Origin of the sequence: Serratia sp. M24T3 (assembly GCF_000257645.1) — a bacterium.
In the GTDB taxonomy this organism is placed as follows: domain Bacteria; phylum Pseudomonadota; class Gammaproteobacteria; order Enterobacterales; family Enterobacteriaceae; genus Rouxiella.
In genome coordinates this window covers 125,485-152,060 of record NZ_AJHJ01000003.1, presented here as the reverse complement: position 1 = coordinate 152,060, position 26,576 = coordinate 125,485, and the positions used below count along the sequence as shown (strand labels likewise).

18 protein-coding genes are annotated in these 26,576 nt (G+C 50.2%); 11 read left to right on the top strand and 7 right to left on the bottom strand.

The genetic code is table 11. The annotated features are described in order from the left end of the window. The first annotated feature begins 9 nt into the window (after positions 1-9). From SPM24T3_RS04000 to SPM24T3_RS03995, 3 genes are read left to right on the top strand one after another with little or no spacing between them, the layout of a single operon-like run. On the top strand, positions 10-399 hold the full coding sequence (locus SPM24T3_RS04000) for a type III secretion system chaperone (RefSeq protein WP_009635419.1): 390 nt from the start codon (positions 10-12) through the stop codon (positions 397-399). A gap of 8 nt (positions 400-407) precedes the next feature. Further along, complete coding sequence (locus SPM24T3_RS25395; protein ID WP_157135238.1) at positions 408-758, top strand: hypothetical protein; 351 nt, start codon at positions 408-410, stop codon at positions 756-758. Next, positions 703-2,271 (top strand): hypothetical protein, encoded by a 1,569-nt coding sequence (locus SPM24T3_RS03995; protein ID WP_157135237.1) that lies wholly within the window; start codon positions 703-705, stop codon positions 2,269-2,271. The genes SPM24T3_RS25395 and SPM24T3_RS03995 overlap by 56 nt, the downstream gene beginning before the upstream one ends. Before the next feature lie 69 nt (positions 2,272-2,340). On the opposite strand, the gene SPM24T3_RS03990 is transcribed toward SPM24T3_RS03995, so the two are convergent. The 3 genes from SPM24T3_RS03990 to SPM24T3_RS03985 form a co-directional block, all read right to left on the bottom strand. After that, positions 2,341-3,501: a phosphodiester glycosidase family protein gene (locus SPM24T3_RS03990; RefSeq protein ID WP_009635417.1), complete on the bottom strand. Its 1,161-nt coding sequence runs from the start codon at positions 3,499-3,501 to the stop codon at positions 2,341-2,343. 178 nt (positions 3,502-3,679) lie between these two features. Then, the gene (locus SPM24T3_RS26090) at positions 3,680-3,931 is read right to left on the bottom strand and encodes a helix-turn-helix domain-containing protein (protein ID WP_071988401.1); all 252 of its coding nucleotides are present in this window, start codon (positions 3,929-3,931) and stop codon (positions 3,680-3,682) included. Between the two features lie 14 nt (positions 3,932-3,945). Next, the gene (locus tag SPM24T3_RS03985) at positions 3,946-4,389 is read right to left on the bottom strand and encodes a MarR family winged helix-turn-helix transcriptional regulator (RefSeq protein ID WP_009635416.1); all 444 of its coding nucleotides are present in this window, start codon (positions 4,387-4,389) and stop codon (positions 3,946-3,948) included. A 56-nt stretch (positions 4,390-4,445) separates the two neighbouring features. On the opposite strand from SPM24T3_RS03985, the gene SPM24T3_RS03980 reads away from it, so the two are divergent. Next, positions 4,446-4,781 (top strand): putative quinol monooxygenase, encoded by a 336-nt coding sequence (locus tag SPM24T3_RS03980; RefSeq protein WP_009635415.1) that lies wholly within the window; start codon positions 4,446-4,448, stop codon positions 4,779-4,781. Positions 4,782-5,003: 222 nt separating this feature from the next. On the opposite strand, the gene SPM24T3_RS03975 is transcribed toward SPM24T3_RS03980, so the two are convergent. Both SPM24T3_RS03975 and SPM24T3_RS03970 read right to left on the bottom strand, forming a co-directional pair. Then, the gene (locus SPM24T3_RS03975) at positions 5,004-5,771 is read right to left on the bottom strand and encodes an SDR family NAD(P)-dependent oxidoreductase (RefSeq protein WP_009635414.1); all 768 of its coding nucleotides are present in this window, start codon (positions 5,769-5,771) and stop codon (positions 5,004-5,006) included. 9 nt (positions 5,772-5,780) lie between these two features. Further along, positions 5,781-6,866 (bottom strand): mandelate racemase/muconate lactonizing enzyme family protein, encoded by a 1,086-nt coding sequence (locus tag SPM24T3_RS03970; protein WP_009635413.1) that lies wholly within the window; start codon positions 6,864-6,866, stop codon positions 5,781-5,783. Between the two features lie 297 nt (positions 6,867-7,163). Between SPM24T3_RS03970 and SPM24T3_RS03965 the strand changes: the two genes are divergently transcribed. The 4 genes from SPM24T3_RS03965 (at position 7,164) to SPM24T3_RS03950 (ending at position 11,000) form a co-directional block, all read left to right on the top strand. Further along, the gene (locus SPM24T3_RS03965) at positions 7,164-8,519 is read left to right on the top strand and encodes an MFS transporter (RefSeq protein WP_009635412.1); all 1,356 of its coding nucleotides are present in this window, start codon (positions 7,164-7,166) and stop codon (positions 8,517-8,519) included. A 41-nt stretch (positions 8,520-8,560) separates the two neighbouring features. Further along, positions 8,561-9,583 carry a Zn-dependent oxidoreductase gene (locus tag SPM24T3_RS03960; protein ID WP_009635411.1) on the top strand — a complete coding sequence of 341 codons (1,023 nt, stop codon included), beginning with the start codon at positions 8,561-8,563 and terminating at the stop codon, positions 9,581-9,583. Between the two features lie 3 nt (positions 9,584-9,586). After that, positions 9,587-10,246, top strand: coding sequence for a ribulose-phosphate 3-epimerase (locus tag SPM24T3_RS03955; RefSeq protein WP_009635410.1), 660 nt, complete (start codon positions 9,587-9,589; stop codon positions 10,244-10,246). Between the two features lie 88 nt (positions 10,247-10,334). After that, positions 10,335-11,000: a GntR family transcriptional regulator gene (locus SPM24T3_RS03950; protein WP_009635409.1), complete on the top strand. Its 666-nt coding sequence runs from the start codon at positions 10,335-10,337 to the stop codon at positions 10,998-11,000. Between the two features lie 140 nt (positions 11,001-11,140). Here SPM24T3_RS03950 and SPM24T3_RS03945 read toward each other — a convergent pair whose 3' ends face one another. Continuing rightward, a complete protein-coding gene (locus SPM24T3_RS03945; protein ID WP_009635408.1) occupies positions 11,141-11,917 on the bottom strand; it encodes an SDR family NAD(P)-dependent oxidoreductase in 777 nt (258 codons plus the stop codon). A 183-nt stretch (positions 11,918-12,100) separates the two neighbouring features. Between SPM24T3_RS03945 and SPM24T3_RS03940 the strand changes: the two genes are divergently transcribed. Beyond that, a complete protein-coding gene (locus SPM24T3_RS03940) occupies positions 12,101-13,012 on the top strand; it encodes a LysR substrate-binding domain-containing protein (RefSeq protein ID WP_009635407.1) in 912 nt (303 codons plus the stop codon). 27 nt (positions 13,013-13,039) lie between these two features. On the opposite strand, the gene hxlB is transcribed toward SPM24T3_RS03940, so the two are convergent. After that, on the bottom strand, positions 13,040-13,600 hold the full coding sequence (gene hxlB, locus SPM24T3_RS03935; RefSeq protein ID WP_009635406.1) for a 6-phospho-3-hexuloisomerase: 561 nt from the start codon (positions 13,598-13,600) through the stop codon (positions 13,040-13,042). A 1,392-nt stretch (positions 13,601-14,992) separates the two neighbouring features. Between hxlB and SPM24T3_RS25810 the strand changes: the two genes are divergently transcribed. Both SPM24T3_RS25810 and SPM24T3_RS03930 read left to right on the top strand, forming a co-directional pair. Next, positions 14,993-17,569: an Ig-like domain-containing protein gene (locus tag SPM24T3_RS25810; protein WP_009635405.1), complete on the top strand. Its 2,577-nt coding sequence runs from the start codon at positions 14,993-14,995 to the stop codon at positions 17,567-17,569. 36 nt (positions 17,570-17,605) lie between these two features. Further along, positions 17,606-26,512 (top strand): Ig-like domain-containing protein, encoded by an 8,907-nt coding sequence (locus tag SPM24T3_RS03930; RefSeq protein ID WP_237712974.1) that lies wholly within the window; start codon positions 17,606-17,608, stop codon positions 26,510-26,512. Positions 26,513-26,576 lie beyond the last annotated feature (64 nt).

Genomic DNA, 26,576 nt, shown 5'->3' with positions numbered 1-26,576 from the left:
AGGAAAGAAATGTCTTATCAGTATATACAAACTGTGGTATCAGAATTCGGCACTCTTTTTAGCTTGGATCTTGATATATCACGCGGGGCTGTATGCTTGCAAAGAAGTGATGGTAGCAGATGGTATTTAGAAATAATTGATGATGCGATGGGACTAATTATTCATACTGATATAGGCTCAAGTCACGATCTCACATATGATAATATTAGCAAACTAATGGAATTAAATAGTAATTTACCTCTTATGAAAGGAGCCTGGTTTGGCATTCATGAGGAAACCGCTTCATACAGACTATTTCAAAAAATAGCATTAGCAGAAATGTCATCGAATTTATTAGATAATGAAACAAAAAAATTAATTTCATTACGTAATATGCTAATGGAAGAAAATTATTTTTAAGTGCTTAGGTGAAAAATTCCGAAGCACCATTTGATAAAAACCAAGGAAATAACATGAAATTGCCATATATAACACAAACTTCGATAACCCTTCTAAAGAATAATGAAAGTACAGAGGGTGCCGCTTTTTTTAAAGGAACTTCCTGCCCCAGGTTAAATGATTCCCTCCCTGAATATAATTTACCAGTAAAAAATGATGAAAGTAAATTTGTTGTTGGATGGGATTGTTTAAGATTATGTGAACAACAAAAACCAATAGAAAAATCACCACCTCTTTCCGTTGCAAACCCTAACACTGAAAAAAGTGTCATTGATAAGATGGAAAGTATTTATAAAAAAATCCGCAATAAGTCAAAGTGAAATCAGCTCTGAAATAGCATTAAATATATTAGACTGCTCACATGTAGAGAGTGAGAGAAAATCTCATGAAATAGGAAATGGAGACATAGTCACAAACAATCAACTATTCTGTGTTGATGAAAAAACTGGTATAGGCCATTCTTATCTGCATGAAAGAGACAAGCCGTTTAATGATATATTATCTGATAAAAATAAAAAAATTAATGTTTTTCTCCCTGGCTATGCAACAGGCGACCGCTACACACTGATATTTACAGCTTTAATTGAGCCGAGATTAGAAATATCTATCGCATACACCGAAGGAAATAAAGGTGAGGAAAAAGCAGCAACGGAAGCTTTTGATGTAATCAAAAACTCATTAATTAAAAATGGGGAATTAAATCCAGAAAAAAGATTAACATTACTGTCTTATTTAAACAATGACTTAAAGGCAGTACGTGAAAAATTAGATGATAGCGAAACAAAATCATCTTTTACGCATATTAAAGGTTCAGGTAATTGCCCTTTGCGTATACAAAATGATGCTGAGCATATGTTTCATATATCAGCGACAACGGAGATTATCAATCGTCATTTTCGCGATAACGACACGTTAATATTAGATAAATTTAGTCAGGTTAAAGAAAAACTACATAACCTTGTGACATCTGATGAACAGGAAAAGATAAATTCCCTGGTAGATGATGTCATCAAATATCATGGCATTAAAAAAGGAGATGTGGCCTTGTGGATAGCAGATAGAGAATTTGCTAACGAACGCGAGTCGCAAGCTATATCAAGACCAAGAATGTTTGATTTAATAGCGGACTATCTCAAAAAAAATGATATCTCAGTTTTTTGCATTGCTGATACCTATATAAATAGGATAAAAACATTTGATGATGAGGAGGTCATTAATAATAGACATCCGCACCGACTACCGGGAGTATCTCATATAGGACGTTTTTGGGCTGAACCGCTACTCAGCCCACGTGAAAATCAGTGGTATTTTATGGATAAACTATTGGAAAAAACAGGAGGAAAATTAATTGGGATACGCAGCGGTGCGCTGGAACCTTTTGCACTTATGGGACACAATATTATTTATCTTGAGCACAAAAATATGTTCACACCTGAAAGGCATGCTTCTTGGCAGGGGGTGATACCTTACCGTCGGCTGATCACTGAAGGTTATACAGGTTATATTAATTCTAATACCGAAGTTATGCGTGACCAAAAAATAAACAATATGTTGTCTAACCAGTTAAAAAATATCATAAATTCAAGAAGTAAATACACTGACGAATCATTTAGTAGCATGATTGAGTCTATTATTCATAATAAAATAGATGCTCAAGAGTTTTCATCTCAACTATCACTTCAGAACGAGATTTCCGAAATACAAGAAGATATTGCGTCGGGTGTTATGAGTGAAAATGAGTTGAAATTACTGGTTAACATGCTAAATAGTGAAAAAATTAATGACAGCGCAGCGACTGTTATCACACAACATGCTAATTCATTAACTTCTTAAAATTATTTTTTACATGCAACTAGCACTTAAATTATAATTATATTAAAGGTATGTTTATAATTAGCATACCTATATTTCGTGCCTGGCATATTCTATATAATTTCCGACAGAAGTTAATTCTGCGCTTTGCGAAAATAACATATACTCCTCATTAAGCAATAGAATTACTATCTGCGCAGAATGCCCCCCATCAAGATTTATGGATGAGTTAGGTTTGTTATTCATCCGGTCTAGTTTCATCATAAATTGACCCCACTCATGTAAGTTACACCCTCCTTTTCGGTTCTCAGACAGACAAATAGCCATCCTGACTATACCATCAGTGAAGTTTTCCGGGTAGCTAATAGCTGCCCGAGGATTCCTGTCTGCTGCATGTTTTAATTCCCCAGGCTTTATATGATTAGTTATAAAAGAGAAATCATCTCCAAGATGATACTTTTCTTCTTTAATATTAATAGAGTTGGCGATTCCATTTTTTGATAAAGCCGGGGCAGATGTTAGAATCGAATTGTCTGAAAATATCATTTCAATATAGTCTTCCTTATACTCTTCTGGAGGGGTAATGCTGTTTTTTTCTAAACCATCTACAACCATGCGCCCAATGGGTGTCATCTCTGCATGTTTGGAAGATGAACGTTGTAGAAAATTATAATATCCTCCGTTTATAAAAACTGACTGAACTTTTGATGATGTACCATATATGTCAGAGTCACTACAGTTTTTTGCATGCTGACTTACAGCATCAGATGAACGAACACGGCCTCTGAAATACCGTTGGTTAATGGCAACATAAACAATTTTATTATCAGAATCAGTATTCTTGCTTATGTTTTTTACTCCAGATATTTTCGATAAACAAGAATATCCATTGATTTCCACAAGAGTGACACCTTTTCCCAATGATTTTACCGTAATCTGTTTCCTTAATGATTTCCCACGAAAAAGGGATTGTATTTTTATAATTTTAAATAAATTCAACTTATCCTCTTCGAGCGAACTCGACAAGAATACGTGCTTCATTATGCGCTCTAGCGTCCCTTTAATTTTCTCTGCCGTAATTTTTTCAGGCATCTCATTGATAGAGGATTTACTTTCCATCGTGGGTATCATCAGCGAGTTAGCCACTAATTGTATATTTTCTAATAATGTGTCAATTCTAACTTTTGCATTTTGCGGGTTATTTGTTAATGAAATATTCATATATTGCTGATTACTGGTGATTTCTAGCACTTTAACATTCCTTAAACTAAAGAGGTGAACGTTCTAGGTAGGAGAAAGGAAGATCACAGACCGCTGGCTGAATGAATATAACAGTTAGCGCCCTGAATAACCTGATGCCAGAATAATATCGGCTGATGGCCGAGAAACGAGAAATATCAAAAAGTGCGTGGAATTAAAACGGGGATACTCACAATTTTCCGAATTGCTTTGTGAAGATACGGCTAAAATACGTACTGTGCATAAATCTCCATTCAAAGGCAATTTGCGAAACAGACTTTTCTTTTTGCGAAATGTCGGTCAGAACCCTGCAACAAAGTTCAAGACGTGTTAACCAGATATATTGAGTCAGAGGCATTTGTTCTGATTCAAAGACCCGATAGAGCGAACTTACTGACATATCGAGTAAGTTCGCTATGGTGCTAACTGACCTCCCCGCCAAAATTAGACAAAACTTTAGTCACTCAGGTCATCCGCACAGTTCGAAAGTATTTCTGTCAACGATGCCACATTCTCCGCACCGATTGAGGTGAACATCATCTCCTCAACTCGACTCACCGCCCTATGTGCGTTGAGCAAAGTTTCCTGCCCAAGAACCGTTAATTCGCTACGCAATATACGGCCATGAAGAGGATCTGGGAGCCGAGTAATAATCCCGTTCCGCTCTAGATTGGCCAAAATACCCTGCATGGTTTGCGGAGTTACAAAGGCTGTACGTGCGAGTCGGGCGTTGGAAATACCCGGTTCGGCCTCTATCGCGCTGAGTACCGCATACTGTGGAGTAGTCAGTGAAAGCGGTCGCAAGACTTCGTCCATGCGTAATCTTAAGACGTGCTGGCAACGCTTGAGCGCATAGCCAAATCGTTTGGAGAGCAATGAGGGGGCATCAGTGGTTGACATATAAGGGTCCTGATAATAATGTAAGCATCCTTACATTATAACTTGAGAGCTGAAAAATGAACATAATTACCCAAGCTAGCGAAGAACTTATCCTAATTAATACCTTTACCGTTGAACCTTCTCGCAGCGAGGAGTTGTTAAAGATTTTGTCCGAGGCGACAGAAGAAGTGATGCGCCATTTGCCTGGATTTATTTCTGTAAAACTCCATGTCAGCACCGATAAGCGCCATGTGGCCAATTATGCAAGATGGCGAAACATGGAGGACATAAAGTCGATGATGCAGACACCGACAGCTCAATTGCATATGAAAATGGCAGCCGACCTTGCGGAATCATTCCAGCCTATCTATTACGCTCTTAGAGAGAGTATTGACGTCGAGCCTTTGGTTTAAGCAAGCAATAAACTGGCGCAGAACTGTTGAATGACCTGGGAGATGCCCGCACAACTCATGGGTAACGTTTTTTAGGCATTCTCACCTTGTGAATGTTGCTCATTGTATTTCTAGCAAAGTGCAGGAAATGATTATCAGATAAAAACGAAAAAGGCCTCTGTTTCAGAGGCCTCTGTGCTGACATTAATCGAGCATGATCATGAGTATCGCTATGGTTTAACGTTAAAAACCAAAACTCAGCGCACCACCGTCAACGGCTATTTCCTGACCATTAATGTAGCGTGCTCCATCGCCGAGCAAGAAACAAAACACCGGCGCCAGCTCTGACCACGCGTCGCCATAGCGATGCAGCGGCATGCGTGCCAAAATCTTTTCCAGTCGCTGTGGGTCGGCGACCGTAGCCGTCATATTGGTTTTAACCCAGCCGGGCGCAACAGCGTTCACCACCACGTTTTGCCCCGCCCACTCTACCGCCAGGCCTCGTGTGATCCCCATTACTGCGGCCTTGGTGGAGCAATAAGGGGTAACGCCTTCAAAGCCGAGATGGGCTGCCATCGAACTGACATTAACGATGCGTCCAACATGCGGTGACTGCTTTAGCCATGGATAGCAGAGCTGGCTGGTACGAAACAGCGCATCGACATTTAACGCGTGGATGTCTCGCCAGAATTCAGCCTCCACTTCATGCGCGTCTACGCGGCGGGTTTTCCCGGCATTATTCACCAGGAAATCGATGCCTCGCTGCTCTCCGATGTCGGCAATCGCGGCGGTCAGTGAAGCTTCATCGGTAATATCCACAGCAACATCAATCACTCCCTCGCTCCAAGGCAAATCAATGTCACGCTGCGTGGGGCGACGGCTGAAGTTGTACACGGTAGCGCCTGCGTGCCCAAGCATGTGTGCCACCGCTCGGCCAATCCCTGCGGATGCGCCGGTAACAATCCCACTGCGCCCCGCCAGCGAGAAGAATGGCAAGATAATGTCATTCATGTGCGCCCCTTACAGTTCCTGCAGATGCTGCTTCAAGAAGGTAAAGCCCCAGCCAGCCCCTTCACGCGCCCAGGCTTCGCCGTTTTCTACCCGCATTTTGTTGTCGATGATGCCGTCGATCCAGTCAAAGGATTCGCAGCCGTAAAAATTCGGCACGGTACACAGCAGCGGCACATCGTAGTCTTTGTAGTAATGTGGCAGCACTGGAATGTTGTGCGCATGCGCAATCAGCGCTGACTGACGCCAGGCTTCAACACCACCAATACGAATGATGTCGGGCTGCCAAAGATCCAGCGCGTTACGAGCAATAAGCTGTTTCAATGGTTCCATATCATATTCCCGTTCCCCCATAGCCAGCGCGATACCCGTTTTTTGACGGATCAACTGATAGCCCGCGAAGTCAGTGTGCGGCACCGGCTCTTCAAACCAGTGAATATTGATATCTGCCGCCAGCGTTGACAGCTTGATGGCGTCCGGCACATTCATGCCCTGATTGGCATCCATCATAATATTAAGTTTGTTACCTACCACTTCACGCACTTTGCGCAAACGCATGATATCGCGATCAATTCCGCCTTTGCTCTCCGGCGTGCCGACTTTGATCTTCACGGCACCAAAACCGCGCGCCTTGTAATCGCTGACTTCATCAATCAGCTCTTGATCGCTGTAAGAGAGCCAACCGCCTGAACCATAAACCGGCACTTTGTGGGTTGAGGCCCCCAGCAACTTCCAAATTGGCTGCTTCAGCGTCTTGCCCCACGCATCCCACATTGCCACGTTCACGGTAGCCAGCGCCCACTTTAGCAAACCATTATTGCCGAAATATTCAGTTTCTCGCTCAATAGCGGCGCTGAGTTTCGCGGTTTCGTAACACTCAAATCCAATTACCGCATCGCGTAGATCGTTGAGCGCGCCGGTAATTGCCTGCGGTGAATAGTGGAATGACAACAGATAACCTTCGCCGGTCACACCATTGTCCAGCTCAAGTTCGACCACGTAAAAAGCGATCTGGCTGATGTCATGGGTTGCATCGGAAATCGGTTTGCTCAGGGTAGATACAGCACGGTAGACGTTCATCTTTTGTATAACAGGCATAGTAAAAACCTCTTTTATTAGTCTTTTTAAATCCTATACCGATATATTGGTTTTTGTGAAGATCTATTCAACATATTAAAATATATTTTTTAAATCTCAATTATTTCAATCACATAAAAACAAAACAAAGTAAAATGTGAATGAAATGTATCAAAATCGTGATTTTTATCACGTTTAAATTAATAAAAAAGATCAATCATCGATATATCGGTGAGCAAGATTACTCTCTCCCTTTGCCTTTAACGCATCAGCCAACCTCACTCTTATAACGATTGACTGAACCCTGAGGATTACCCTATGTCCGGAAATGCCATTCTTTACCCACAAGAGCAAACGGCTGCACGCGCTGCTTCGCGGGAAGATCGCCGCAAGCTGACGTATGTCATTGGTTCATCGCTGGCGGGCAACACCATCGAGCAATATGATTTTATGATTTACGGTCTGGCGGCCACGCTGGTGTTCCCGCACCTGTTCTTCCCCAATTTGTCACCTTTTGCCGGCACCATCGTGTCGTTCCTGACCATCGCTATCACCTTTTTCAGCCGTCCCCTGGGGGCGATATTCTTCGGCCACTTTGGCGATAAGATCGGGCGCAAGAAAACGCTGATCATCTCGATCATGATGATGGGACTGGCAACCTTCGGCATTGGCTTAATTCCCAGCCATGCGGTGATTGGTAACTTCGCACCAGTGCTGCTGGTGTTGCTGCGCCTGTGTCAGGGATTTGCCATCGGCGGCGAATGGGGCGGCGCCTCGACGATGATTGCCGAATACGCACCGCCTCATCGGCGCGGTTTTTTCGGCACTTTTGTACAACTGGGCAACAGCATTGGCCTGTTTCTCTCCACCGCCGCCTTTGCGCTGATCGCCAGCCTGCCCGATGAACAGCTGTACGCATGGGGCTGGCGCGTACCCTTTCTGGTGAGCATCGTGTTGTTGGGACTTGGCCTGTTTATGCGCAGCAAAGTGGATGAAACGCCCGTTTTCCTTGCCGCGCAAAAGAAAAAGACCTTGCAGCCTAAACAGTCCATGCCGTTGATACGCCTATTGAAAACCCATCCTCGTGCCATTCTCACGACAGTAGCGATGCGTATGACTGAGTTGGTGTTGTCGTACTGGATTGCCGTGTTCTTTACCTCTTACGCCACCACGACTTTGGGCCTGTCACGGGATATTCCACTGATGGCGATTGCGCTGGCGAGCGTGGTAGGTACTTTTACGTTTCTGTTTTTTGGTCATCTTTCAGACAGCATTGGTCGCCGACCGCTCTATCTGGCAGGCGTGTCATTAGCGCTGATTTTTGCCTTTCCGCTGTTTTGGATGATCGGCAGCGGCTCAGTAGCGCTATTCATCTTCGCCATCGTGTTCAGTTACAGCGTGATTTACGGCCTGATGTACAGCATTCAACCTGCACTTTTCACCGAGTTGTTCAGCACCGATGTGCGTTATTCCGGCGTATCGCTGGGATCACAGCTAGCCGGTGTGATTGGCGGTCTTACGCCGATTGTGTGTGCCTTCCTGATTAAGTGGAGCGGCGGTGCCCCCTGGCCGCTGTCACTGTGGTTGGGTGCCATGGCGCTGATCACCCTGTTCGCCACGCTAAAAACCAAAGAGACCCTGCATCAGGATCTTTCTGCCGACAGAAGTGAGTAATCAACCTTTCAGAACGCACTGGCGTTCGCTTTGGAGGAAAAATGGAAAGTATCAAGGTTATCGCGCCGGGAGAATTGCGGGTGGAGACACTGCCAACACCGCAACCGGCCGCGGGAGAAGTACGGGTGAAAGTCAGCTACGCCGGGATTTGCGGTTCGGATCTGCACATTTATCACGGTTCGCATCCGTTTGTTAAATATCCGCGCATCATCGGCCATGAGTTTGCCGGTGTGATTGATGCGGTGGGTGAAGGGGTTTCTACCGATAAAATAGGCCAGCGTGTTTCTGTGGATCCGGTAGTGAGCTGCGGTCATTGCTATCCGTGCTCTATTGGGCGCTCAAATATCTGCCACCATCTGCAAGTCGTTGGCGTGCATCGTGAAGGCGGATTCAGCGAATTTTGCTGTGTACCCGAGCAGCTGGCCTATGCCGTAGCGGAAAATATCGACGCGCAATCGGCCGCAATGGTGGAGCCGTTTTCAATCGCCGCCAATATGCTGAACCGCACCGGCGCCAGCGCGCGTGATGTGGCGCTGGTCTATGGCGCAGGGCCGATTGGTTTAACGGTCGTGCAAGTTTTGAAAGGGGTTTACGGCGTTAAACAGTTGATCGTGGTGGATCGCCTTGATAGCCGGTTGCAGGGAGCATTGGAAAATGGCGCGGATAAGGTGATAAATAACAGTGAGGTGGATCTGGTGAGTTGGCTGCAGGAGCAACAGATTGCGCCCACGCTGGTGATTGATGCCGCCTGTCACCCTTCTATCTTTGCGCAGGCGACAGAAATCGCTGCACCCGCTGGACGCATTGGTTTGATGGGTTTTCCCGCCGAAACCTCTTCGGTCGTGCAGCGTTTTCTCAACGCCAAAGAGTTGACGGTGTTCGCATCGCGTCTCAACAACAAGCTGTTTCCGACAGTGATTGACTGGATGGCGAGTGGCAAGATTCAGCCGCACAGGCTCATCAGTCACTGTTTTGATTTCCACGCGATTCAGCAGGCGTTGAATCTGTTTGAAACCAACCCGATGGCGTGCTGCAAAGTGCTGCTGCGGTTTAGCGAGGAGTAACCCATGGCGCGTTTGTTATGCCCTTCTATATATAGTGTCGATTTCAATCACCTGCAGCAATCTATTCAAGCGCTGGATGCCGCTGACAGCGATATCTTTCACGTCGATATCATGGATGGCCATTTTGTCCAGAACATGGCGCTCAGCCCGCAAGATTTGCGCGTAGTGCGTGGTAACACGAAAAAGCGCGTGGATGTGCATCTGATGATTGAAAATCCGGGCCGCTATATCGACTTGTTTGTGGAGTGCGGAGCCGACATCCTCTATGTACACCCTGAATCTGAGGTACACATTGCCCGCACGCTGGATAACATTCGTGCTCATGGCAAGCAGGCCGGTATCGCAATAAATCCGGGAACTTCGGTGGCAAGCATTCAGGAACTGCTGCCGTTGGTGGATTACATCATGATTATGGGTGTCAATCCCGGCTTTGGCGGCCAGAAGTTTCTTGATTATATCGTGCCAAAAATAGACCAACTGGCCGCACTGCGTGAGCGTTACGGCTTCCAGACACTGGTGGATGGCGGCATCAATTTTGATTCGCTGGACCGCCTCAGCCAGCTCGATGTTGATGGTTTTGTGGTGGGTCATGACTTGCTGCATCAGCAGCCTGTCGGCAGTTACGGTGAGATTCTGAATCAGGTTCGGCGCATTACCGGTTAGTCACTAGAACGTTAGGCCGCTGCGGCGGCTTAACATCATCCCAATGCGCAGGTAAACTGTTCTTTTATCTCGACTCAGGGCAGAGCAGATGCTGAACACTCCCGTCACGGCAAAAATGCAAATTTATGAATGGTTAAAAGGCGAAGTGATTAGTAATCGTCTGCAGCCAGGCACCATCATCGATAAAAATGAGCTGAAAGAACATTTCAAGGTGTCGCTGACGCCGCTACGCGAAGCGCTGATTTTGTTGTCACATGATGGACTGCTGGAGTTCAATCCCAACCTCAATACCCGCGTAACGCTAATCGATATCAACATTGTGCGTGAAGCCGTGTTTATTCGTGCGGCGCTGGAGGGCAGCATTGCCGAAGCCCTGGCCGAGAGGGGCTTGACCCCAGAACAGCTGAAAGGATTACAGGATATTTTGGCCGCGCACGAAGAGGCTCTCGGGCGCAAGGCAATTGCCGAAGTGTACCAGCTTGATTTTAGTTTCCACCAGCGACTGAGTGAGCTGTCAGGATATCAGTCACTGTGGAAACACGTTGAGCAGTACCGTATTCACATTGATCGCATACTCAACTGCTCGCCAGATAATTTGCAGCTGATTCGTGCATCATTCAATGATCACAAGAAGATCGTCGAAGCCATTGAACAGCAATCGGCTACAGTGGCGCGTAACCGCATGCGCAAACATGTGTCTCGTATCATGCAAGACATCGACAGCCTGCCAAGCGAGTACCTTCTAACAAATTGAAATAGCGAGATTTAATGCTTTTTGACTGACTCGGGTTCAAGCATTACGCTGCGGTTATTGAACGATAAAATCCACACAATTGCGTGGATTTTTCATTTAACAGAGAATCGGAATTTATCCCCTGTTGTAAGCCATACAGGTCAGGCGTTTCGGCCTGCCATTACGCCACCGTCGATATCCCACACCGCTCCCGTTACCCAGCCGGCCTTGTCCGAAAGCAGGAAAGCCACGGTTTCAGCTACATCTTGCGCGGTGCCCACCCGGCCAATAGGATGGAAACTATCAAAACTGTTCATTACATCTTTGACATCATCTTTCGCAATAAACCCTTCATAAATTGGAGTATGCACCACCGCCGGTGAAACTGCATTAACACGAATGCCACTGCCACCCAGCTCAATTGCCAGGTTTTTAGTCAGCGCGTGTAAACCTGCTTTTGCCATTGAGTAGGCAGCAGACGGCGTTGCAGCAATGGCCTGCTGCGCCCACATTGAACCAATATTCACGATCGCGCCCTTGATGCCTGCCTGCACCATATTGCGCACCACGTCGCGGGTAATGAAAAATAAAGCACGGTTGATGTTCATATACATGTCGTAATCAGCGACTTCATTTTCTATAAAGGGTTTAGGGAAAAAGACTCCGGCGGCATTAACCAGCAAACTAATATCTTTATGCTCGGCGTTGATAGTGTTCATCACCTGCTTCATGCCCTCTTCTGTTATCAGATCCGCCAAGATAACTGATACCAGCTCGCCTGCTGCCAAAGACTGCCGTGCCTGTTCAGCTTTGTCTTTTCGATTGCCAACCAGCACAACGCTGCCACCGTTTTCCAGCACTCGTCTTGCCGTTTCGTAGCCTATGCCACTGGTCCCGCCTACTACCAACAATTTTTTACCTGCAAATAACTTACTCATATTCAATCCTCAAAACCGATGATATTGGATTAGGAAACTGTCCGGGACAGCGTTCTCTTGTTGCTTAATCCTGACAGCTCGGCACGAGGCTGGCGAACGAGAAGAAATGACCTGCCAAGAAAGAAAATCTATTTCGCTTCGAAGATATGTGTAAGGATTAGGAAAAACAGAATCGGAGTGAAAATGCGTTCCCTTAACCGGCTTAAATGGTTACATGCTTTTGAAGCAACGGCCCGTCATGGCAGTTTTATCGGTGCGGCCGAAGAACTGGGCGTTACGCCAGCCGCCATTGGGCAACTGGTCAGAGCGCTTGAAGAATGGGTTGGGCATCCGCTGCTCCACAGAAAACGCTCCGGTAAAGAACGCCTGACGCTGGTGAGTGAAGCTCAGGAGGCATTGCAAGATATCAGTCAAGGGCTGGACAGCCTCGAAAAAGGACTCGGCAAACTGCGTGGCCGTCAATCCCGATCGGTAGTGGTAATTACCGCCTCTCAGGTGCTGGTAATGAACTGGCTAATGGAACGCCTCAATCTTTTTTCGACACTTCATGAAAATATTGATTTACGGCTGAATGTCACTGAAAAGCTGATGGATGTTTCCCACGGCGAGGCGGATATTGGCATCCGCTGCGGTAAAGGCGATTGGCCCGCGGTTAATAAAACCTGGCTGATGGATGAAGAGGCGGTGCTGGTTTGCAGTCCGCAACTTTTGCCCCCACCGCAGGCGTGTCAGGGTCAATGGCTGGCTGAGCAAAAACTTATTCATGACGATACGCCACATCCGGGTGCCAACTTCCCTTCCTGGAAAGAAGTGCTTGAAGCCATTGGTGCGCCGGAAGTTAATCAAAACGGTCTGCATATTAACTCTACTTCAGCAGTTATCCTCTCGGCCCTGAGCGGGCGTGGGGTGGCGATAGTCAGAAAGGCGCTGGTAAACAGTTTGATTGAGACGGGGCAACTGAGGCAGCTGCATCAGGACCAGCGTTGGCCACTGGCGTGGGCATACTATGTTGTGACACCCGAGCACATTGTCATGCGCCCTGAAGTTAAGCTGCTCCACGACTGGCTGGTCAATGACGTTTTTGTAGATCCATAGCCCGCTGAACGACTCTACCAGACTGAGTTACTCCAAATCTGCATGTCTTCTGAACATGCTCTCGCTGGTTTCGCCAAGCTGGGTCATCAGTTCCAGAATGATGGCGTCATAAACGATAAAGCTCAGTTGCTCGAAAGCCGAACCCATCGGTTGAGAAAATGCCGCCGTTTCATCATCTATTTCGCCTTTGACTGTCCCCGGTAACACCAGAATACTTTTGGCGAATTGCCCAATCGTCGAGTCTTTTTTCATGGTAACCAGCGCAACGTCAACACCGCTCTCATGCGCCCTTTGGGCCAGACTTTTCAGGCTGGACGTTTCCCCGCTTCCTGAGCCGATGATAACAAGATCTCCAGGCCGGGTATGGGGAGAAGAAATCTCACCCACCATGCTGACAGAAAACCCTAAATGCATTAACCGGTTGGCAAAACCACGAATGGCGATGCCGCTGCGCCCCGCCCCTTGCAGGAAAATATGCTTTGCACTTCTGATCAGCAAAATCAGTTGTTCCGCCTGGGTATTATCAATTTTTGACGTATTTTGCTCTAGTTCTTTCAAGATACTAAATGTATTTTCTCGAACGCCCATTTTTCCCTTCCCGTTTCGCAATATTGCAATCACCAAGCATTTGCTTTGCCCAGCCTCAAATAGAAGTGAGCCTGAACAGCCAGCATGAATAAATCCCGGAGGAGTACAGAGTTAATAGCCTGAAGAGTATATAGATCTGCGAGCGGTTCTGGGTAAATTTAAAAACACTCCCCAACTCGGCTGCTGTCACAAAAAATCAATAAATAAAATCTCATACATCTGCATTTTTAATAAAACCGTGACATTCATCACTGAATACCTATTTACCCAAAAATTCAATCTCTCCAGAAAATATTTCTTCTATCTCCTTAGTTCTTATAACAAAAGTTTTTTTCAATGCCACAAAGCGCTGAAGGCTCCAAGGTCTACCCACAAACTCATAAGCATTGAGAAGGAAAGTTTCTGAGAAATATTTGTGATATATAAACAAAATTTACACATTAATAAATGTAAATGAGAGCCAAAAAACTGAAACCTAACTGGCTTGTAGGACCTGTCATCTGAGTCAATAATCACGGTCTTTTTTTATAGAAATCAAACTATCACTACGATGCATCAATTCTAATTTCATATAATTCATCACGTTAAGATTTCTTAAATTATTAAAAATACAAAATATTGTGGTTTTTTAAAGGATTTTTCCTATACCGGGGTGTACATAAAAGAAATTTAAAAAGCACGCTAATTTGTTTTTCCTATCAAAAAAACCAAAAATAATGCTTTCACCTATTTTTCAAAATGTAAATTTTACGTTAGTCTTTTTTTCAAGGTGTGATTAATGAGTAAGGCTTGGGTTAATCCATAAACATGTTTAGAGGGCTCTCCTGCCATTACATCAGAAAATCTAAAGATTTTTTTAAAAATTTATGCACCACAGCCGTGTTTTACCGAGGTCGAAAAGCTCAATAAAAAAATATAAACCCATCAAAAATATATGGGATTTTCGTCAGCCATGCGCTGGCATTTAATAGCAGTTATACCTTCACCGGGTCGTAAAAATATTCAGCCAAACCAGATAGGATTTCATTAGTTCATCACTAAAAGTATCGATAAGTATATTGTGATCGGCTTCTCAAATTATTAAAAATTTCAACAGAAGCCAGCTCAGTATCACGCGATTTCGTGTGGAAATATCGGCATTTTTAATCACGCTTTTATCCGCGTAGAACTATTGATCTTAAAAGGTATTACGCAAGTCATACCTGCCCCTGTTTCGTTTCCGGCTTTAACTGACTTAAAAGGCTCAATGCGATTTCATCATTTGCATCGATGAAGTCGATTAAGAGAAGGAGTGAATAATCTAAGGGATTAATCACTGTCAGAACCGGTATCTAGATCTAGGGATGCCGGGCGTTTTTATCGATTTTCATAACTGCGCGGGATCACGATAACATGAACAATATTTCAGTAACCCCAAAGGGTGGGACAATTGCCTCTGAACTCAGCGGTAACCAGGTTAATCTGACTGCTCCAAGTGTTGTTAAACTCAATCTCAATCAATCAGATATTAAGTCTCTTACACGCAATGGTAATGATTTAGTTGTCACCACCAAATCTGGTGAAGTTCTTGTTATTCATGGTTTCTATGGCCCAAATGGTGATAGCGATCTGGTCCTGCAGGATAATCATGGTGCCCTGTGGTGGGTAGAGGATCCGGGCACTGAAGGTGTCCATTATGTCTCAATTGACAGCACAGATGCGCTATTGGCCGAAAGCGGTAACAGCGACGCGGTGAACACGGCAATTGGTATCGGTGCTACAGGCGCATTACTGGCAGGTTTAGCCGCACTGGTTGGCGGCGGCGGCGGCGGACACAGCGGCAGTAATGACAGTAACAACGGCGGCACCGATAACGGCGGCGGCAATAATGGTGGCAACAATGGCGGTGGTAATAACGGCGGTAACAACGGTGGTGGAGACACCACGCCACCGAGCGCAGTCACTAATCTGGTCATCACCGACAATGTCGGCGCGGTGCAGGGAGCCATTACCAATGGCACCAACACCGACGATAACACCCCAACTTTAAGCGGAACTGCCGAGGCTGGCAGCACGGTTAATGTCTACGATGGCACGACGCTGCTCGGAACAGCAACAGTAGGTGCCGATGGTAGCTGGAGCTTTACTACTCCTGCTCTTGGCGATGGTCAGCACAGCCTGACAGTGACAGTCACTGATGCAGCAGGTAACACCAGTGCAGCGACTGATCCTGTAACCTTCACCGTAGATACTGTAGCCCCGGAAGCAGCAGGCAATATTACCCTCACCAACGATGACGGCGCTACAACCGTACCTGTTGGCCAAAACGGTTCCACCAACGACAGCACTCCTGTTTTGAGTGGTACCGCTGAACCTGGTAGCACCGTCACCATTTCTGATGGGGGTACTGTGCTGGGTACTACAACAACCGGCTCTGACGGCACCTGGACTTACACCACACCTCCACTGGGGGATGGCGGCCACAGCATCACCACTACCGTTACCGATCCGGCAGGCAATACCAGCCCGCCTTCCGACCCGATTACCTTTACTGTCGATACCGTTCCACCGGCTGCAGCAACCGGCCTGGTAGTCACTGATGACGTGGGTGCAGTGCAAGGTCCGCTGACCTCCGGAGCCACTACCGATGACAACACGCCAACGCTGAGTGGACAAGCAGAAGCCGGTACTACGGTGAGTGTTTACGACGGCACCACTCTGTTGGGTACTGCCACCGTCGGTAGCGACGGCAACTGGAGTTTTACAACGCCAGAATTGAGCAATGGCGCGCACAGCCTGACAGTCACAGTAACCGATGCTGCCGGTAACGTCAGCCCGGCCACCTCGGCCTTTGATGTTACCGTTGACGCGGGCCTGCCTCCGGCAACCAGCTCTCTGGAAGTCTTTGACGATACTGGCGCCACGCTGGTGCAGTTGGCCGATGGTGCAAGCACCCATGACAATACTCCGACACTGACTGGTCTGGCCGGTGCCAACAACACTATTATGCTGTACTACGGTGACGTCTTGTTAGGCACCGCGACGGCAAATGCCAGCGGCCAATGGTCGTTTGATGCTTCCACCCTGCCAGACGGCACCTATGTTTTCCATGCTGTCGCAATAGATGCAGCGGGTAACACTGCCGATTCAGGCAATGTCACTATTTTCATTGATACTGTTGCACCTAATGCTGCAGGCGATCTGCAACTGATCAACAACGAAGGCGACACGCCAGTGCCAGTCACTTCTGGCGGCGCAACCAATGACTCCACGCCGGTGCTGACCGGCACTGCCGAGCCAGGTAGCACAGTCACCGTTTCTGACGGCACTACCGTGTTGGGCACGGTGACAACAGGCAGCGACGGAAGTTGGAGCTTTACCAGCCCAACCCTTAACGATGGTGATCACAGCATCACTACGACCGTCACTGATGCCGCAGGAAATACCAGTCCGGCCTCCGATCCAATTACCTTTACCGTGGATACTGTTGCCCCGGCTGCCGTTAGCGGACTGGTAGTCTCCGATGATGTCGGCGATACCCAGGGACCTCTGACCTCCGGTGCCACTACCGATGACAACACGCCAACGCTGAGCGGGCAAGCCGAAGCGGGCACCACTGTCAGCATTTACGACGGTACTACCCTGCTGGGTACAACGACCGTGGGTAGCGATGGCAACTGGAGCTACACTCCGCCAGCATTGAGCAATGGTGACCACAGTTTGACCACCACGGTGACCGATGCCGCGGGTAATGTCAGTCCGGCATCACCAGCTTTCGACTTGAGTGTTGAAGCAGGCCTGCCTCCAGCAACCAGTTCCATTGAAGTGTTTGACGATACCGGCAGCACCTTGGTTCAACTGGCCGATGGTGCCAGTACCCATGATAATACCCCGACTCTGACCGGCGTCGCCGGTGCCAATGACATCATCACTATTTACAATGGCACCGAGGCGTTAGGCATGGCGACTGCGGATGCCAACGGTCAATGATCGTTTGACACCTCCGCATTGGCCGACGGCACCTATGTGTTCCACGCTGTCGCAACCGATGCAACCGGTAACTCTGCCGATTCTGGCAATATCACCATCATCATCGACACTGTCGCGCCTGATGCGGCTGGCAATTTGCAACTGACCAATGACGAGGGCGCAACGCCGGTAGTGGTAGCGACAGATGGCGCGACCAACGACAACACGCCAGTGTTGACCGGCACTGCAGAACCTGGCACCACGGTCACCATTTCTGATGGCACCACCGTGCTGGGTACTACAACGGTGGATAGCGATGGCAACTGGAGCTACACCACGCCGACTCTGGACGACGGCGATCACAGCATCACCACTACCGTCACCGATGCCGCTGGCAACACCAGTCCGGCCTCTGACCCGATTACCTTTAGCGTAGATACCGTTGCACCGGCTGCCGTAACCGGTCTGGTTGTTTCTGATGACGTCGGCGATTCCCAAGGGCCACTGGCGTCCGGAGCCACCACCGATGACAGCACGCCGACTCTGAGCGGGCAAGCCGAAGCGGGCACTACCGTCAGCATTTATGACGGCACGACCCTGCTGGGTACGGTAACTGCAGGCACTGATGGCAGCTGGAGCTACACTCCGCCAGCATTAAGCAACGGCGATCATAGCCTGACTACCACAGTGACCGATGCAGCAGGCAACGTCAGCCCGGCATCTCCAGCCTTTGATCTCACTGTGGATGCAGGTCTGCCACCAGCGACCAGTTCGATTGAAGTGTTTGATGATACCGGCAGCACGCTGGTACAGCTTGCCGATGGTGCCAACACTCATGATAACACCCCAACGCTGACGGGCCTGGCGGGTGCCAACAATACAATCACCCTGTATAACGGCGATGTCGAACTTGGGACCACCACGGCAGATGGCACCGGCCAATGGACGTTTGATACTTCCGCCCTGCCAGACGGCACCTATATTTTCCACGCTATCGCAGCCGATGCTACGGGTAACACTGCGGATTCAGGCAATGTCACTATCATCATCGACACTGTCGCGCCTAATGCGGCAGATGATTTGCAACTGACCAATGACGAGGGCGCAACACCGGTAGTCGTGGCCGCTGATGGTGCCACCAATGACAGCACGCCAGTGTTCAGCGGTACCGCAGAACCGGGCAGCACAGTCACCGTTTCTGATGGCGACACAATACTGGGCACGGCTACGGTGGGCACCGACGGTACCTGGAGCTTCACTACGCCAACCCTGACCGACGGCGATCATAGCCTGACAACGACGGTGACCGATGCCGCCGGCAATATCAGCCCGGCTTCGGACCCTCTCACCTTTACTGTCGATACCCAGGCTCCGGCTTCCGCGACAGGCCTGCAACTCAGCAACGACGAGAGCGGTACGCTGGTTCCGATTAGCAATGATGCGACCAACGACACCACACCAGTGTTGACCGGTACCGCAGAAGCGGGCAGCACGGTCACCGTTTCTGATGGCGGCATCGTGCTGGGTACCGCCACGGCTGGCAGCGATGGCACCTGGTCATTTACGCCAACCGATCCTCTCACTGAAGGTTCGCACAGCTTCACCACTACAGTGACCGATGCAGCGGGTAACGTCAGTGATCCTTCTGCACCCTTTGATTTCACCGTTGATACCACGCCTCCTGCCATTGCCAGTGATGTGGTACTCAGCAACAACGATGGCAGCACCCCGGTAGTCATTGCCGACGGTGGCCTGACCAACGACTCGACTCCATTAGTAACCGGGACGGCAGAACCTGGCAGCACAGTGACCATTTCCGATGGCACTACCGTGCTGGGCTCTGTATCAGTAGACAGCACGGGTAACTGGAGCTTCACCTCGCCAACGCTGGCCGAAGGTGACCATAGCCTGACCACCACGGTGACTGACCCTGCTGGCAATATCAGCGATCCGTCTGCCGCCATTACCTTTACTGTCGATATTACTGCGCCATCGGCCGCCAATCAGCTGGTTCTCAGCAACGATGAAAGCGGCACCGCCGTTCCGATTACCAACGGCACCACCAATGACACTACGCCGGTATTAAGCGGTACCGCCGAGCCTGGCTCAACGGTTAATGTCTCGGATAACGGCACATTGCTGGGGACAGCAGCGGTCGACACTGACGGCAACTGGTCATTCACTCCTACCACGCCGCTGGATGAGGGCGATCACAGCCTGACGACCACGGTGACCGATGCGGCGGGTAATACTGGTCCAGCCTCGCCTGCGGTTGATTTCACCATTGATACCACGGCTCCGGCAGAAGCTACCGACGTGCAACTCAGCAATAACGAAGGCAGCACGCTGGTGCCAATTGCCGAAGGCAGCTTCACGAACGATGCTACGCCAGTGCTAACGGGCGGAGCAAACAGTGCCGAAGCGGGCAGTACGGTCACCATATTGGACGGCACCGCCGTTCTGGGTACCGTAACGGCAGGCGCTGACGGCAGCTGGAGCTTTACTACACCTGTTCTGGGCACCGGCGATCACAGTATTTCTGTGACCGTTACTGACCCGGCCGGCAATACCAGTGCAGCCACCGCGCCGATTACGTTTACCGTGGATACCACCGCACCGGACGCAGCGCTGGGTCTGCAGCTGAACAATGATACCAGCGGTACTCCGGTTCCGATTGCCGATGGCGGCACGACTAACGATACCACCCCGGTATTGAGCGGGACTGCCGAGGCAAACAGCACGATCACTATTTCAGATGGTGACACCGTGCTGGGCACTACCACCACTGATGCCACCGGTGCCTGGAGTTATACGCCAACGCTGAATGATGGCGATCATAGTCTGACGGTAACCGTGACAGATGCTGCAGGTAATATCAGCGAAGCCAGTGCGCCGGTCACCGTGACTGTGGATACCGTGGCACCGACAGTCGCTGACCTTGCGTTGAGCAATGATTCAGGCACAACACCGGTTGCTATTCCCGATGGCGGCCTGACCAACGACAACACACCGGTTCTCACCGGCACCGCCGAAGTGGGCAGCACAGTAACCATTTCTGACGGCGCTACGGTTCTCGGCACCTTGGTCGTTGATTCGACAGGCACCTGGAGCTATCCGGTAACCGCAGCTCTAACCGATGGTACTCACACGCTGAGTGTTACCGCTACGGATGCTGCCGGTAATGTGAGCTCTCCGGCGACTATCAGTCTGGATGTGGACGCAACACCTCCGGCCGCGGCAACGGACCTGATCCTCAGCACTGACAACGGCACTGCGCCAGTCACCAATACCGAAGGCACCTTTACCAGCGACAGTACGCCGCTGCTTTCAGGTACAGCAACGGCCGGTGACGTGATCAATGTATTTAATGGTACAGACCTGATCGGCTCGACGACTGTTGACAGCAATGGGCAATGGACGATTACCTTACCGCAACTGGATGATGCGAGTTACACGCTGTCTGTGCAGGTGGGTGATGCTGCGGGCAACCTCAGCACGCCGACAGATATCAGCTTCACGGTTGACACCAGTGCGCCTGCCGAAGCAACCATTGAGGCTTTCAATAACAACGGTACAACCGATGTCGGCATTCCAAACGATGGCATCACCAATGACAACACACCGCTGCTAAGCGGGACTGCCGAGGCGGGCAGTCTGGTAACTATTTATGATGCCAACCAGCAGGTTATCGGCACTACCATTACCAGCGATACTGGAACCTGGAGCTTCCAGTCACCTACCTTGTCTGATGGCACTCACACGCTGACCGCAACGGTCACTGATGAAATTGGTAACGTCAGCACGGGAACCGACTTCACGATTACCGTAGATGCTACGGCGCCTGAACCGGTGAGTAATCTGCTGCTGCAAAACGATAATGGTGCCGCGCCGGTAGATATTCCAAACGGCGGGTCGACCAACGACGGTACGCCAGTGCTCAGCGGTACCGCAGAAGCGGGCAGTCTGGTGACAATTCTCAACGCCGACAATGGCTCGGTAATAGGCACAGTAACTGCTGACGCGACCACAGGTGCATGGAGCTTTGCCGCCACAAGTGATCTGCCGGAAGGGACCTATAACGTAGGAATTACGGTTACAGATGAAGCCGGTAATGTCAGTGCAACCACTAACTATAGCTTCACGGTTGACCTTACACCGCCTGCCGAGGTTGCCACCTTCGCCATCTATAACAACGAAGGTTCAAGCCCGGTCCTGATCCCTAACCCTGGTTCCACCAATGACGATACGCCAGTGTTGCGCGGTACGGCGACGCCAGGCACCACCATCAATATCTATCAAGATAACGTGCTGGTTGGCACGGCTGAAGTTGCTGATAACGGCGTATGGCGTTATGAAACCAACACCTTGCCGGATGCAACTTATAGCTATACCGTCTCGGTGGTCGATGCAGCAGGAAACGAAAGTGCCCTGTCAGCGCCGTATGCCGTCACTATCGACACCGTGGTTCCTGAACCCGTTGGGTCACTGGAGGTCACTGATAACGTTGGCGACTCTCAAGGTCTTCTGACCTCGGGCGAGCTCACCGATGACAATACTCCGACCTTCTCGGGCACGGCGGAAACAGGGACGACAGTCAGTCTTTATGAAGGCACGACCCTGTTGGGCACTGCGACCATCACCGCGGGCAATGCGTGGACAATCACCCCGTCTGCCCTGGGTAACGGCACGCATGATTTCAGTATTGTTGTGACCGATGCTGCAGGTAATGTCAGTACATCGACAGATTTCAGCCTGAATATCGAAGCAGGCTTACCGCCAGCCACCACCACGCTTGAAGTCTTTGATGACAACGGGCCGATGCTGGTGCAACTGGCCGACAATGCCAGCACCAATGACAACACGCCAGTACTTAGCGGCCTGTCTACGGCGGGTGACATCATTACCATTTATGATGGCGTCGGCAACCAGATCGGCACGACTACCGTTGGCCCGGATAATCAATGGAGCTTTACCCCATCGACAGGATTGGCCGATGGCTCACACAGCTTCTTTGTCACCATTACCGATGGCACAGGAAACGACACCACCTCTGACACCATCAATATCATTATTGATACTGTGGCACCTGATGCAGCAACCGGCATTGCAGCCAGCAATGACAATGGAGCCGCGCCTGTTGCGATACCTGACGGTGGCGAAACCAATGACAATACACCGTTGTTGACCGGCACAGCCGAGGCTAACGGTATAGTGACCATTTATGATGGCGATACTGCCATTGGGACGACCACGGCGAGCGCGACGGGAGCCTGGAGTTTCGACACTCCAACGCTGACTAACGGGTCTCATACCTTCAGTGTCACCGTGACCGACGCGGCGGGTAACATCAGCGATCGCTCCACTGCAGTTACGCTTACTGTAGATACTCATGCGCCGGTAGCGGCAACGCTGGTGGTTACCGACGATGTCACCGACACCGTGGTGCCAAATCAGGGCACGACCAATGATGCGACACCAACCCTCAGCGGTACTGCCGAAGCCGGTTCTACCGTAACTATCTATGATGGCGCTACGGCAATTGGAACCGCTATTGCCACCGGCGGAAACTGGACCTTTACCACCGCAGATCTCACAGACGGTAGCCATACCTTTACCGTGACCTCAACGGATGCAGCGGGCAACGTCAGTGTGGCTTCTCCTGCGACTACTGTCGTAATTGATACCATTGCGCCTGATGCAGTCACGGTTGCCGCCAGTAACAACAACGGCACTGCGGCTATCCCGATTCCTCAAGATGGCAGCACCAACGATAATACTCCGGCGCTTACCGGTACCGCCGAAGCAGGCAGTCTGATTACCATTTCAGAAGGCACAAACGTGCTGGGTACCGTAACGGCAAACTCTGCGGGGTCATGGAGCTTTATCTCGTCAACGCTGGCCGATGGCGCTCATACCTTGAGTGTGACAGCCACTGATGCGGCGGGTAACGTAAGCACGCCGTCAACCGTAACATTCACTGTGATCACCACCGGCCCGGCACCGATTACCGACCTGACTGTAACGGATAATGTCGGGACCATTACTGGTGCATTGGCCAGCGGTGCGACAACCGATGACACTACGCCAACGTTGGCCGGTACGGCGACCGCAGCGGGCGACATCGTGACGGTCTATGACGGTACCACAGTGCTGGGGACAGTCACTGCGGGAACTGGCGGAGCCTGGACCTTTACCACGGCGGCGCTGGCTAACGGCCTCCATCCGTTGAGCGTTACAGTAACCGACCCGGCAGGCAACACCAGTGCAGCGACCAATTTCCCAATCACGGTCGACACTGTTGCACCAACGGCGTCAACGCTGGTGATAACCAACGATGTTACCAATACGGTAGTGCCAAACGGAGGCTCGACCAACGACACTACGCCAACCCTGAGCGGTGTCGCAGAAGGAGGCAGCACGGTCAAAGTTTATGACAATGGTGTGCTGCTGGGGACAACTACCGCAGCAGCAAACGGTGCCTGGAGCTTCACCACGGGCGTGCTGGCGACTGGCAGCCATCCGCTGACAGTAACAGCTACCGACGCCGCAGGTAACGTCGGTGCGGCTACCGCTGCAACGGTGGTTATCGACACCACGGCACCGGCCCCAGTGACTCTGACTGCCAGCAACAATGACGGCAGTACTCCGGTGGCGATTGCCAATAACGGCATCACCAACGACAGTACTCCAGCATTGAGCGGCACGGCTGAGGCAGGAAGTCTGGTAACCATTTCCGAAGGCACTACGGTGCTTGGTACGGTAACGGCAGGTACGAATGGAGCCTGGAGTTTCACCACTGCCACGCTTGCCAACGGCGCTCATACCTTCAGTGCCACCGCGACGGATGCAGCGGGTAACGTCAGTACGGCAACAACCCTGACGCTGACCGTTGATACCGTGGCCCCGGCGGCAATTACCAACCTGACAGTGACCGATAACGTAGGCACCATCACCGGTACGCTGGCAAACGGAGCCAGAACCGATGACAACACGCCAACGCTTGCAGGCACCACTGAAGCCAACGCTATCGTTTCGATTTATGACGGTACGACCTTACTTGGCACCACTACGGCCAGCAATACCGGGGCATGGAGCTACACGACTGTCGCGCTGAGCGATGGTGCTCATCCTCTCACCGTGACAGCAACAGATGCGGCGGGCAACACCGGCCCGGCATCGACGGCGGTCTCCATTACGGTGGATACCGTAGCTCCGGCTGCTGCAACCGACCTGACAGTGAACGCGGCAGGAACCACGCTAACGGGTGAAGGTGAAGCCAACGCGACAGTCACCGTCAAGGACGCGGATGGTAACACCATTGGCACCGGCACTGTGGCTGCCAACGGCAGCTTCTCGGTCACTCTCAGCAGCGCGCAAACCACTGGCGCAACGCTGACGGTGACTCAGACTGACGTTGCAGGCAACGTTTCACCGACGGCAACCACCACCGGTGCGATAAGCATCGTGGCGGCCAACGACACCAATATAGTGGATTACACCAGCACCGAAGGGTCTATTACCAACCCAACGACCAGCGTTACGCACACCGCATTGCTTAATATCGGGCTGGGCGGCCTGCTGAGCGCCAGCGTGTTGTCGAACGGTAACTCCTATCAGTTCAGCGTAGGTGCCGATGATACCCGTACTGTCACGCTTCACGGCTCAATCGGCGGCATAAGCCTGCTTGCCGACTACTCGCTGTACCTGTATGAGCAGCAGACAAACGGTTCCTGGGCATTGGTAAGCGTTACCTCAAACTACCTGTCAACCGGGATTCTCTCGCTAGGGACACAAACGGGCGGCAACGTTACCTATTCCAACCTCGGAACCGGCAACTACGCGGTAGTTTTAGGCGCAGCGCTTAATGTGACGTTATTGCCGGTGACCACCATCACCACAGTTTCGGACATTACCTCGCTGGCAGTCACTGTGGCAGCTACCGTCACCGGTAACCTGCTGGAAAACGATACCAGCTCCGTGGCTGGCACTATTCCGGCGGGCACTGCGGTCACAGAGGTCGGAACCAGCGCAGTTGCGGCGAGCGGCAACACGGTGATCAACTCCTCTTACGGAACATTGACCATCAACTCGCACGGTGACTATACCTACACGCTGAAAGCCGGTCTGGACATCGATACCTTGCCTACGACCGACACCTTCACGTATTCGGTCAAGGATGCCAGCGGTACCGTGACTACGGCCACCCTGACGCTTGAACTGCATGATGGTGCTTCAACAACGTTGACCACTAACAGTCTGCTGGTTGAATCAGCCAGCACGACTGAGAGTGATGCCAGCGGCAGCATCTACGGTGATAGCACCACTACCCATACCGGAACCTTAAGCATCATTAATGAACACGGCGATTCCACCACCGTGAGCAGTACGGGTACAACTGAGGTAACCGGTGATTACGGTGTGCTGAGTATCGCCGCAAACGGTAGCTATACCTATGCACTGAGTGCCGATGTCAATGCGCAGGACATCACGCACAAAGAGGTATTCAGTTACTCACTGGCGGCCACTGACGGCACCATTACGACTAACTCGTTTACCATTGACCTGCACCCGACCATCACAGGCACCACGGGAGCCGACACCATTACCGGCAGCGCCTACGACGACACCATTACTGCCGGTGCCGGAGCAGATACGCTGGTTTATCACCTGTTGGCTACCGCAGACGCCACGGGGGGTAATGGTCATGATACCTGGACAGACTTTAGTGTCTCCGAGGGTGACAAGATAGACGTCAGCAACCTGCTTATCGGTTGGAATGATTCCACAAGTAATGTTAATGATTTTGTGAAAGTAGACCATACTTCTGATGGCAACACCGTGCTTTCGATTGACCGTGACGGTACTGGTACGGCATACAGCACGACTCCGCTGGTGACGTTGGAAGGTGTAAACGCATCACTTGAGGAACTGCTGCAACAGCCGCACCAGAACACGACAGCGTAAAGGTTGTTACACAACGCAGGGATGCGTATGGGCACAGGGAAGTGCCCCTTTTCTCTCATTGACT